Genomic DNA, 11,680 nt, shown 5'->3' with positions numbered 1-11,680 from the left:
TATTGCAGCTTAAAAGGGTTGAATTACTGATTAATTGCTAAAGGGTAATTTTCCACCTTGATCATGAACACGTTCAAAAGTATGTAGACGAAGTTGTTCAGATGAATTGTTAAATTGTTGAGCTTTTAACTGCTCCACAGCAGCTTGTTTTGCAGCATCACTCATTGAGCTTTGTGTGATGTGGTCACGGTCAGTTAAATATTGATTGACGCGTTGCTTCCAATCATCACGTTGGACATCTAGCTTTTCTAGGCGTTGTGTTGCTTCTGGACCGACAAGATTGGTACGCATTTGGTGCAATTCATCAGCTGAACCACCACGTGCTTTAATTTCTGCAGTCAGTTTTCTTAAATCTTCAAGTTGTGAAAGTTGTTGTAAATTTTCTTTCCAATCTTCAGGTAAATTATTGAATAGTTTTTTTAATTTTTGTGCCTTTTCTTCCGGAGATAAATGCTTATCATCCATGACCTCTATACGATCTAAGGTGTAGTTATTATAGGTATCTTCTTTACCAAACAAGCCTTCAATTTCATAACCTGAAAAAAATTGTGTGCGTAAGTTTTTAATATTTGAAAAAATAGTCCGGTAGTATTGAGGATCTTCTGGTTTAACATTCGGCGCGGTGAGTTGTCCAAGTTGCTCACGATATTGTAGATAACGTGACCATAGATCGCTCAATTGTGACAAAATTGGTTCTTTAAAGCTGGCTTTTACATAGTGAATAAAATCAGTTTTAATTTGCTGAATATTTTTTTCACCATATTGGGTAATGAAATATTCAAAGCAGTCTTTGGTTTGTGCATTGACGACTAAGTGATTGCTTTGATCAGCATGAATTTGACAGTTAATTTGTGTATCTTGTTGGCTTTGGCTGCTGAATGCCTGTGAGGATTCGGTTGTCATGTTGGCAGCAGTTATAGTGCTAGCATTGGTTTGAGCTTGAATATGAGGTGAATTCTCTTTATTGCCTTGGTTCGAATCATGTGGTTTTAACCAAAAAATAAAAGCCAAGATCACAACGATGATAAATCCGAGGATGATCCCTCTATATTTTTTCTGCATTCCCTGCACAGCCATACAGCTTCCTTTGATTTTGTTATTTTGATTAAAAAATAATCTGACATAAAAAAATAAAATTCACAGGTAAAAATTGTAAAAATGGATAAGTGGATTTGTTAAGATACGCACCAAGATTGCACGAATTATGTAGATCATGTCCCTGAAAGCTCAGAAAATCTCTCGTCGCCATATTAGTGGTGTTTTTTTATTGAATAAGCCATTAGGTCTTAGTTCGAATGCCGCTTTACAAAAAGTTCGTTGGCTATTGAGAGCACAAAAAGCAGGACATACAGGCGCCTTGGATCCATTGGCATCAGGGTTATTGCCTATTTGCTTAGGTGAAGCAACCAAGTTCTCACATTATTTATTGGAATCGACTAAACGCTATCAAACTGTAGTGAAGTTGGGTGAAACCACAAGTACCGGTGATGTTGAGGGGGAAGTTTTACAGTCCAGTCCAGTCCAGTTATTAACAGCAGAAACAATAGAAGAGGTATTGGCGCAATTTCGGGGTGATATTCAACAAATACCACCGATGTATTCTGCCTTAAAAAAAGATGGGCGTCCTCTGTACGAGTTGGCGCGCAAAGGGATTGAAATTGAACGTGAAGCGCGTCCAATCACCATTTATGATTTGACTTTACTTGGTTTTACAGAAGATAGCCTGAGCTTAGATGTGACTTGTTCTAAAGGAACTTATATTCGAGTCTTGGGTGAGGATATTGGCCATGCTTTAGGTTGTGGTGGACATCTGATCCAATTACATCGTACTAAAACTGGGCATTTTGATCTTATTCCTGAATATACCATTGAATATTTAGAAAGCTTAACTGAGCAACAGCGTGAGGCCTTGCTGTTACCTGTTTATGCGCCAGTTGATCACTTCCCCAAAATACAAGTGCCTGAAGGGCGTGCTGATTATTTCCAGAAAGGAATGGAAAGTAATATTGAGCATGCTGCAGAAGCACAAGTGATCGTCTTTGATGGTGAGAAGTGTTTAGGTTTAGCTGAAATCACGGATAAAAAGCGTTTAGTGCCGAAACGTGTGCTTAACCTCTAAACCGATATAGATATACAAGAGTAGAAAGTTATGGAATTCGATTTAATCCTCAGTTTGGTTTTCTTTGCCTTTTGTGCTGGTGCAATTGATGCAGCTGTGGGTGGAGGGGGATTGATTCAAATTCCTGCACTTATGGGCGCATTACCGAACTATGCAACGGCAACAGTTTTTGGTACCAATAAGCTGGCTTCTATTTGTGGCACAGCTTCAGCGGCATTATCTTATTTACGTCAAGTTAAATTGCAGTGGAAGTTACTTGCCGTTATTGCTGTTACAGCATTTATCAGTTCCTTTGGCGGAGCCGCCTGTGTTTCAATGATTCCGCAGGCGGTTTTAAAACCCTTTGTTTTATTCATGCTGATTGTTATAGCGATATATACCTTCATGAAAAAACAATTTGGGCAAGTGCATTTCCAGCAGGAAATTACGCCTAAAATTCTGTTATTGGCCGGAGTAGGTGGTCTATTAATTGGATTCTATGATGGGATTTTTGGCCCAGGTACGGGTAGTTTCTTTATTTTCTATTTTATTCGCTATTTAAAAGTCGATTTTTTACATGCTTCAGCGTTGTCTAAAATCGGAAACTTTATGACCAATTTTGCAGCCTTGAGCTTCTTCATTCCAACTGGGCATGTGTTGTTTCAATTGGGATTAATAATGGCTGTTGCCAATGTTGCAGGTTCTATTGTTGGTGTGAAAATGGCACTGAAATATGGTAGTGGATTTATTCGAATTCTATTTTTAATTTTAGTCAGTATTTTAATTTGTCGTTTGGGTTATCAGATATTGATGGCTTGACTATGAAAATACGCTTATACAAGATGGCTTATTAGCCATCTTTTTAATGGTTTTTTTAAATTAATCTGGATGTCAGTCAGCGGGTTTTCTGGCTCTAAAGGTGATGCCAATCGATGCAAGCATAATGCAAACTAAGGCTATACTTTGCCAAATTGAAATATGTTCATTGAGTAAGACTAAGCCCGCAATTGCACCCAGTGCAGGAGATAAGCTAGATAGCGTTCCATAACTGAGTTTATTTAAGTGTTTGAGCGCCATTAAATCTAAGGCATACGGAAGAGCAGTGGCCAATAAGGCGATTAATAATGCCTGTCCCCAATATTGAGTTTGCATGAGTGCAGTCGGATTGTGCATTGCGCTGATCGGTAGCATGACCAAAGCTGACAATACGATTGCAATACTTAGTGCATGCATACCAATATTTTGTCGTACAACGCGTTGACCATAAAAGATATAAAAGGCCCAACACACTCCAGCACCAATGGCGAATGCAGCCCCAAGATATGAAAAACTATGCTGCGTTGCATCTTGCCAAGGCACCATTAAGGTAACGCCAATAATGGCAAGACAAACCCAAAGATAATCACTTTTTTGTTTAATCGAGAGCAAAGCTAAGGTGAGGGGACCTAAGAACTCTAAACCAACAGCAATACCTTGTGGTAGTTTGCCTAGAGAAGCATAAAACAATACATTCATTAAACAGACCGAACCACTATAAAACAGTAAATCTTTCCATTTTAAATACGGAAGTCGTTTGATGATTTTCCAAGAACGGAACATTAAAATAATTAAAATAGAGGCAAAACTTAGTCTAAGCGTCACCACGGTGAGGGGATCTAGAACTTCAAACAACTGTTTGGCAAATGATGCGCTGATCTGATACGCCACCATGGATAAGATCATATAAAAAACAGCTGTAAGATTAGTGTTTTGCATAAATTAAGCAGATCAGAATGACATTGCGGATAGTAGCATTTTCTTTTCAATAATTTTACATTTCGAAACTATATGAAAAATCATTTAATATTTTCCTATGATATGGTTTTAACTGAGGTAAGATAAATACATATATTATAGATAAATGACACAAATTTAGGTAAACAAGATGTCAAATAGCATAAGTAATAAAATAGATTCTGAGCCAATCAACCCGAATTTATTTGAATTTATTCAACAAGATAATTTGGATGATTATTATCAGTGGGTAGTCGATAGTGAATCTATTGCTGTAGCAACTTCGGATGAGCAAGCGCAACAACGAATTGATATATTGATCCATGCATCGAATAACAACCATGCTGCTGCAACAATATTATTGGGGCAATGGCACCGACTTGGGCATTATGTGCCACAAAACCCAGACGCCGCGATCTTATTATTTCAGCAGGCCGTAAACTTGGGTGCAGTCGTTGCTCATTTAGAGTTGGCGGATATTGGCTTACAGGGTTTGAGTGAAAAAATTAATTTACAGCAAGCATTTAAGCATTTGCATCTGGCGACTTTAGCTGGAAATCGTGATGCACAGTATTCTTTTTCTCAGTGTTTTAAACAAGGCTTAGGTACAGAAAAAGATGAAGAGCAAGCACTGTATTGGCTAGAGCAGGCAGCCCAAAATCATCATGGTGATGCTCAGTTTGAGCTTGCAATGTTATTACCTTTAGAGCATGAACAGCATTTATTTTTATTAAATGCATCGGCACAAAATGGCAATATTCAAGCCATGTTATGTATGGCGACTCATGCGCAGCATCAGCAGAATATGGAACAGGTATTGTCTTGGTTATATAAAGCTAAAGCTGAAAATTCACCACGAGCTTGTTATATCTTGGCACAGCTGTATCGAGGTGGTGTCGGTATTGCAGCAGATTTGCCACAAAGTATAGCGCTTTTACAACAAGCCGCTGATTTTGGGGATATCAATGCCTATTTTGAACTCTTTAAAGCATATAAAAAGGGAGGCTTAGGTGTGCGTAAAAATAAAAAAATAGCCATTAAATACTTAAATTTAGCCAAAGAAAATCAGCATATTGAAGCAGCAGCTATTGAATTTTAATGGATTATATTCATGGTTTGGTGGAAGAATATTTTAAACTTAGGTCAGCGTGATTTAGTGCAATTAAAGACACAGATTTATCAGCATACCCGCGGTCGTTTATTTGTAGTGGGTGATCTGCATGGTTGTTATGATCAACTCATGCAAAAACTTGCAGATGTACAATTTAATTTTGAGCAAGATCTATTGATTGCCGTGGGGGATTTGGTTGACCGTGGGCCAGAAAGTTTAAAATGTCTCAATTTGATTGATCAGCCTTGGTTTAAGGCGATTCTGGGTAACCATGAAGAAATGTGTATTTTATCCAAAGTCGATCGGAAAATGGCGAATTTACATGCCGATCATGGCGGGGAATGGTTTTATCATTTAGCCCCGATTCAGCGTGAACAAGTCCGAAAGCAATGTCTGACCTTACCTGTGATTTTGGAAGTTGAATTTCAAAATCAGCGTTATGGTTTTGTACATGCTGATATCGACCACAATGATTGGAATGAATTTAAACAATCCGTTCAATCTCAGCATGAACTGGCGCTATGGGGAAGAGGGCGCATTCGTAATAAACGCCCAGCTTTATATGGCAAAATTCAAGGCATTGATCAGGTTTTCCTTGGACATACCGTGATTGATTTTGTCACAAAACGAGACAATTGTTATTATCTCGATACAGGCTGTGTATTTGGACGGAAGCTAACCCTAGTTGAAATTAGCCCGAGTATTTCTATTGAACAGCAAATAAAAGTGGTTGATTAAAATATCTGATCAAGCTTTTTTTGAATCTAAACTTCGCTGATTGAATACTTAATTTTTCACCTTGGCTTCGGCTTTTTTCCTTGCTTGCTGTGTGGTATACGTACAGCCAATCGATGCACAAATAATCACAGATAGTGCGAGCCATTGTGTCCAAAGCAGTTGCTCATTGAGAAAGATAAAACCTGAAAAAGCGGCGATAGCAGGTTCTAAACTCATGAGTGTTCCAAAACTTAATGCAGTTAAATTTCTTAACGCAATCATTTCTAGAGTAAAAGGCAAGGCGCTGGCAAGAATAGCCAGTGCAATAAAGTAGATTAAGTTTGAAGGTTCAAAAACCGCTGCCGTCATACCTGAAAATAGGGCAATGGGCATTAAACATAGCATGCCGACAAACATGCCTAAACACACAGTATGATTGCCTGAAATGCCAGAAGGTCTTTGCCCTGCAACAATATACATTGCCCAACATGCGCCTGCGGCAAGTGCAAATATGATACCAATTGGGTCTAAAGGTTGCACAGCTTGATCAAAGGGAAACAATAAAACTAAGCCTAAAATGGCAAGTCCCACCCAAACAAAATCAAATTTTTGTCGTGCATAATATAAAGCAACGCTGAGTGGGCCGATAAATTCAAATGAAACGGCAATCCCTAAAGGTAAACGTGCTATAGATAAATAAAATAAAGCATTCATTCCTGCAATGGCAAAACCATAAGCAATGATGGAAGGCCATTTCACCAATCTGAAATTAATTTTCCAAATTCTAAAAATAATAGCCAAAATGATTGCGCTCATAAATATGCGCATGACCGCTACAGTTAAAACAGGAAATTGTTCAAATAATACTTTGGCTAAAGAACCACTGCTTTGCAGACTCATCATAGCGACTAAAAGTAAAAAAATTGCTTGGAGGTAGGATGTTTTTTTTAGATTGAGCATGTAACTAAAAGAGCCTTTAATCGGTAAAGGAATGATAGCAGTATTTTTATCAAACAATAAAAAACCACAGCTAGAAAGCTGTGGTTTTTGAGTAGCATTATTCTTTAGAACAATACGCGAACTCGGATTGTACCTTCAACTTCGTTTAGGGTATCCAAAGCTTCTTTAGATGCAGTTGCATCAACGTCCATGACTAAGTAACCAACGTCACCTTTAGTCATTAATGATTGACCTGAGATGTTGATGCCGTGTTCAGCAAACAAGTTGTTAATTTTAGAAAGAACGCCAGGAATATTTTTATGAATGTGCAGTAAACGGTGTTTACCTTCAGTCAATGGCAATGCAATTTCTGGGAAGTTCACAGCAGATAAGGTCATGCCTTTATCTGAGTAAGCAACAAATTTCTCTGCCACTTCTAAACCGATGTTCGCTTGCGCTTCCATGGTCGAACCACCTACGTGAGGCGTTAAAATTACATTGTCTAAACCACGAAGTGGAGAAACAAATTCTTCACCATTGGCTTTAGGTTCTTTCGGGAATACGTCAACTGCAGCACCGGCAATATGACCCGATTTAATCGCATCAGCAAGATCTTCAATGATTACACATGTACCACGTGCAGCATTAATGAAGATAGAACCTTCTTTCATTTGCGCAAATTGGTTTTTGCCAAAGAAGTTACGTGTAGATGGTACGTCTGGCACGTGCAAAGACACCACGTCAGCAGTAGCAAGTAACTCTGCCATAGAACCGACTTGACGTGCATTACCCATAGGCAATTTTGTTACTGCATCATAATAAATGACGTGCATACCTAAGCTTTCAGCAAGTACTGAAAGTTGAGAACCAATAGAACCGTAACCTACGATACCTAAAGTTTTGCCACGCGTTTCGAATGAACCCACTGCCGATTTGTTCCAACCACCACGGTGAGTTGAAGCAGATTTCGCAGGAACACCACGAAGTAAAAGAATTGCTTCAGCAAGTACCAGTTCAGCCACTGAACGTGTATTTGAATATGGTGCGTTAAATACTGGAATACCACGAATCATCGCAGCATTTAAGTTCACTTGGTTGGTACCGATACAAAAACAGCCAACAGCGATAAGCTTGTTGGCTGCTTCAAATACTTCGTCAGTCAACTGAGTACGTGAACGAATACCGATGAAGTGAGCATCTTTAACCGCTTCTTTCAACGCTTCACCCTCAAGCGCAGTTTTACGGGAATCGATGTTGGTGTATCCAGCAGCATTTAATGTGTCAATTGCGTTTTGATGAACGCCTTCTAACAACAAGAAACGAATTTTATCTTTAGGTAGTGAAAGATGTTGGCTCATTACGGCTCCGCTACAAAGGCCAAATTTAGTCGCAATATGATACCATAGAGATGGGTCTATAGATATTTCGTTTATGACGGAGAACGTGGATATTTGTCTACGATTTCTTATAAGCTATATTGATAAAATGGATGAGTCTGTATTTTGCTGCTATTCCATACAACTTGTATTTAAGTTATGCATAAACTGTAAATATTGTATGCATATATGAGGCTTTATCCAATTTAGTCTTAACGGTAGAATACAGTAGAGCTTGGCGGTAAATTTTGAAAAATGATGTTTACTTTCAGATGAATGCTTTTTATCAAGCCATTTTAAAATGAAACGCTATAGTCCCCAAAACCACTTGTTTATATCTTGCTAGGTCCGCAAAACGATGAATGCTCCAGTTACTTTAGCACCTGAATTATTGACCCAATTGACGGAAATTGTCGGTGAAAATCGTATTAAAACCGATGCTGACAGTTTAGAAAATTGGGGTCGTGATCATACTAAACACTTTGATCCAAACCCATCTGTCATCGTTTTTCCATCGAGTACTGAACAAGTGCAAGCGATTGTCAAACTTGCCAATCAATTTGATGTTGCGATTACCCCATCGGGTGGTCGTACGGGGCTATCGGCTGGTGCTGTGGCAGCGAATGGCGAAATTGTTGTTAGCATGGACAAAATGAACCAAATTCTTGAGTTCTTCCCTGCAGACCGTATGGTACGTGTACAAGCAGGTGTGGTGACTGAACAATTGCAAAACTATGCGGAAGAACAGGGCATGTATTACCCGGTTGATTTTGCATCTTCAGGTTCTTCACAAATTGGCGGTAACATTGGCACCAATGCTGGCGGTATTAAAGTCATTAAATACGGCATGACGCGTAATTGGGTATTGGGTTTAACCGTTGTGACGGGTAAAGGCGATGTACTGCGTTTGAATAAAGGCATGATTAAAAATGCCACGGGTTATGCATTACAACATTTGTTCATTGGTGGTGAAGGTACTTTAGGTCTAGTGACTGAAGCTGAAATGAAGCTGGAACGCCAACCGCATGATTTACAAGTGATGGTATTGGGTATCCCAGATTTTGAGTCAATCATGCCTGTGTTGCATGCCTTCCAAAATAAAATTGATTTAACTGCATTTGAATTCTTCGGTGAATTGGCGATGCAGAAAGTCTTGGATCATGGTCATGTGCAACGTCCATTTGAAACGGCTTGTCCTTTCTATGTTTTGCTCGAGTTTGAAGCGCCGTATGAGCCAATTATGGATGCGGCAATGGAAATCTTTGAGCATTGTATGGAACAAGGTTGGGTGCTAGATGGCGTAATGAGCCAAAGCTTAGACCAAGTGCATAGCTTATGGCGTTTGCGTGAAGACATTTCTGAATCCATTGCGCCATTTACTCCATACAAAAATGACATTTCTGTGTTAATTACCCATGTTCCTGCATTCATTAAAGAAATTGATGCAATTGTGGAAGCGAATTATCCTGATTTTGATATTTGTTGGTTCGGTCATATTGGTGACGGTAACTTGCACTTAAATATTTTAAAACCTGCTGATTTAAGTAAAGATGAATTCTTTGCTAAGTGTCAGGTGGTGAATAAATACGTATTTGAAACCGTGAAAAAATACGATGGTTCAATTTCTGCGGAACATGGTGTAGGTATGACCAAAAAGCCATATCTTGGCTACACGCGTTCTGAAGAAGAAATTGGATATATGAAGGCATTGAAACAAGTATTCGACCCGAAAGGCATAATGAATCCGGGTAAATTGTTTGATTTATAAGATGTTAAACATATAGGGCTACATGGTTTCTATATTGTAACCAAGCAAGGCATAGCATTATAAAGGCTATGCCTTTTTGTTTTGGGGAGTCTAAAGATGTTTCGTTTGTTTTCAATTTTTTCGGTGTGTGCAGTGGTATTTTCTGGCTGTGCGACGACTGAAAAATTAGCCAGTAAAGTGAGTTTTTCTGGTTCAGATGCACCAATGCAACAGGTGTTAAAAGCTCAGCCTGATATTTTAAAAGAGCAAAATAGTCTTTCTATACGTCAAGTATTTAACCGTGTTGAGGCTCCAACTGCGGCTCAAATTGCAGTGATTGAGTCGAATTTAATGGATGATTCTGTTTCTGCCATTCGTACCGATTATATTTTTAAGTTGGTAGAGCACGATTGGAAATTGCAGGAAACCAAGAAGAGTTATCAGTGTGCACGAGGCAGTAATACTAAAAGTTTTCAAACTAAACGATGCTCTTAGTTAATTGTTTATGATTGAATTTTAGGCTTTAGTCCTCATTTAAAACGTATCAGATTTGGTACGTTTTTTAGTTTTGGGGAAATAATAACAATGAATATTTTAATTGTCGGTAACGGTTTTGATTTGTCGCATTACTTACCGACGAAGTATGATCATTTTATGGATGTGATGGGTGCAATAGAAAATTGGGATATTGCTAATGGTGAAATGAGTTTTGATGATCTATTTGGATCGTTGTATGAGAAAGAAGACTATTTTTTTGGTTATACCAAAGCAATGTATGACACAGATCAAATTAAAATTTCAGTTGATCAGATCAAAGAGCTTAAAATAAAGCTAAAAGAAAATGTATGGTTTAGATTCTTTTTACATCATGTCAATAATATAGAAACATGGATTGATTTTGAATCTGAGTTTGCCAAGGCTTTAGACTTAGTAGCAATTTTCAGTGAAAAAGCTGAGAGAATTTATCAATTTAATGAAAAATTAGAAGAATTAGTTTTATGTAGGACTGAGAAAGAACAAAATAAATATATTTTATTTAAAGAGAAAAGTATTCAAAAATTATTTTTATTAGGAATACTGGATTCATTAATTGAGAATACTCACAATGCAAAAATTAACAGGAAATATTATAGAAATAATAAACTAGATTTGGATATTAATTCACATTTAATAATTGAAGATCTTGAGCGCAACTTAAATAATTTTATAAAGCTTTTTGATTGGTATCTTGTAAATATAGTGGAAAAATTAAGTCCCTATAATAAAATCAACAAAGAAAAATTTACTTTTGATATAGAGCACTTAGATATTTTATCATTTAACTATACTCGAACATTAAATCGGTTTTATACACCTGATACAAAAATTGAATTCATACATGGTCGTGTAGGTAAAAGCTTAGTTCTAGGCATTTCCGATCTTAAAAATGAGTTCTTAAAAAAGTTTAAAAATTATAGCTTTACTAAATATCATCAAAAATTGTTAAATAATACTGACTATCTTTTTTTAAGAGAAAATAAAGAATTGATGTCATTAATTGATTCAAATTCTATTGGTCAAAAAAATATTAACATCTATATTTGGGGACATTCATTAGCTGAATCAGATGAATCTTATATAAATGAAATCTTTTCATTTAATCAAAAGCCGAATGTTCAATGTCTTGTAACTGTCTATTTTTATGGAAATGATGCACCTCGGCTTTTAAATAATTTATTAGATATTCTAAAAAAAGATAAAGTTGAGTTATGGATGAAAAAAGGGTGGCTTAAATTTAAACCAAATCCTGATATTGTTGAATTAAATAATATTGAGCCTGTTGAATTACCAAAAATTGCAAAAGCTTAATTTCTTTCTTTAGATTGTCTCTGCTAAACTATAACGATAGAGCCAACTCAACGTACTTGGCTCTGTTATAA

The 11,680-nt window shown here is 37.3% G+C and carries 11 protein-coding genes; 7 read left to right on the top strand and 4 right to left on the bottom strand.

Annotated features, from left to right (window positions below; translation table 11 throughout):
- Nucleotides 1–30: 30 nt before the first annotated feature.
- The gene (locus tag B9T28_RS00365) at nucleotides 31–1,062 is read right to left on the bottom strand and encodes a lipase secretion chaperone (protein ID WP_086202537.1); all 1,032 of its coding nucleotides are present in this window, start codon (nucleotides 1,060–1,062) and stop codon (nucleotides 31–33) included.
- Nucleotides 1,063–1,213: 151 nt separating this feature from the next.
- Here B9T28_RS00365 and truB point away from each other — a divergent pair, with 151 nt between their 5' ends.
- Complete coding sequence (gene truB, locus B9T28_RS00360; protein ID WP_086201996.1) at nucleotides 1,214–2,119, top strand: tRNA pseudouridine(55) synthase TruB; 906 nt, start codon at nucleotides 1,214–1,216, stop codon at nucleotides 2,117–2,119.
- A gap of 30 nt (nucleotides 2,120–2,149) precedes the next feature.
- The gene (locus tag B9T28_RS00355; protein WP_086201995.1) at nucleotides 2,150–2,917 is read left to right on the top strand and encodes a sulfite exporter TauE/SafE family protein; all 768 of its coding nucleotides are present in this window, start codon (nucleotides 2,150–2,152) and stop codon (nucleotides 2,915–2,917) included.
- A 72-nt stretch (nucleotides 2,918–2,989) separates the two neighbouring features.
- Here the strand turns inward: B9T28_RS00355 and B9T28_RS00350 are convergent, their stop codons facing one another.
- A complete protein-coding gene (locus tag B9T28_RS00350; RefSeq protein WP_086201994.1) occupies nucleotides 2,990–3,853 on the bottom strand; it encodes an EamA family transporter in 864 nt (287 codons plus the stop codon).
- 169 nt (nucleotides 3,854–4,022) lie between these two features.
- Here B9T28_RS00350 and B9T28_RS00345 point away from each other — a divergent pair, with 169 nt between their 5' ends.
- Both B9T28_RS00345 and B9T28_RS00340 read left to right on the top strand, forming a co-directional pair.
- Entirely contained in the window at nucleotides 4,023–4,970 is a 948-nt protein-coding gene (locus B9T28_RS00345) for a tetratricopeptide repeat protein (protein ID WP_086201993.1), read from the top strand.
- A 30-nt stretch (nucleotides 4,971–5,000) separates the two neighbouring features.
- The gene (locus tag B9T28_RS00340) at nucleotides 5,001–5,720 is read left to right on the top strand and encodes a metallophosphoesterase (RefSeq protein ID WP_434057112.1); all 720 of its coding nucleotides are present in this window, start codon (nucleotides 5,001–5,003) and stop codon (nucleotides 5,718–5,720) included.
- A gap of 48 nt (nucleotides 5,721–5,768) precedes the next feature.
- Here B9T28_RS00340 and B9T28_RS00335 read toward each other — a convergent pair whose 3' ends face one another.
- Nucleotides 5,769–6,659, bottom strand: coding sequence for an EamA family transporter (locus B9T28_RS00335; protein WP_086202536.1), 891 nt, complete (start codon nucleotides 6,657–6,659; stop codon nucleotides 5,769–5,771).
- A 104-nt stretch (nucleotides 6,660–6,763) separates the two neighbouring features.
- Nucleotides 6,764–7,996 (bottom strand): phosphoglycerate dehydrogenase, encoded by a 1,233-nt coding sequence (gene serA / locus B9T28_RS00330; RefSeq protein WP_086201991.1) that lies wholly within the window; start codon nucleotides 7,994–7,996, stop codon nucleotides 6,764–6,766.
- A gap of 376 nt (nucleotides 7,997–8,372) precedes the next feature.
- On the opposite strand from serA, the gene B9T28_RS00325 reads away from it, so the two are divergent.
- The 3 genes from B9T28_RS00325 (at nucleotide 8,373) to B9T28_RS00315 (ending at nucleotide 11,609) form a co-directional block, all read left to right on the top strand.
- Nucleotides 8,373–9,782: an FAD-binding oxidoreductase gene (locus B9T28_RS00325; protein ID WP_086201990.1), complete on the top strand. Its 1,410-nt coding sequence runs from the start codon at nucleotides 8,373–8,375 to the stop codon at nucleotides 9,780–9,782.
- A 96-nt stretch (nucleotides 9,783–9,878) separates the two neighbouring features.
- Nucleotides 9,879–10,256: a hypothetical protein gene (locus B9T28_RS00320; RefSeq protein ID WP_086201989.1), complete on the top strand. Its 378-nt coding sequence runs from the start codon at nucleotides 9,879–9,881 to the stop codon at nucleotides 10,254–10,256.
- A gap of 90 nt (nucleotides 10,257–10,346) precedes the next feature.
- On the top strand, nucleotides 10,347–11,609 hold the full coding sequence (locus B9T28_RS00315) for an AbiH family protein (protein ID WP_086201988.1): 1,263 nt from the start codon (nucleotides 10,347–10,349) through the stop codon (nucleotides 11,607–11,609).
- Nucleotides 11,610–11,680 lie beyond the last annotated feature (71 nt).

The organism is Acinetobacter silvestris (assembly GCF_002135235.1).
GTDB classification, from domain to species: domain Bacteria; phylum Pseudomonadota; class Gammaproteobacteria; order Pseudomonadales; family Moraxellaceae; genus Acinetobacter; species Acinetobacter silvestris.
The sequence above is the reverse complement of the archived record's forward strand: the minus strand, read 5'-3'. Positions and strand labels throughout refer to the sequence as shown.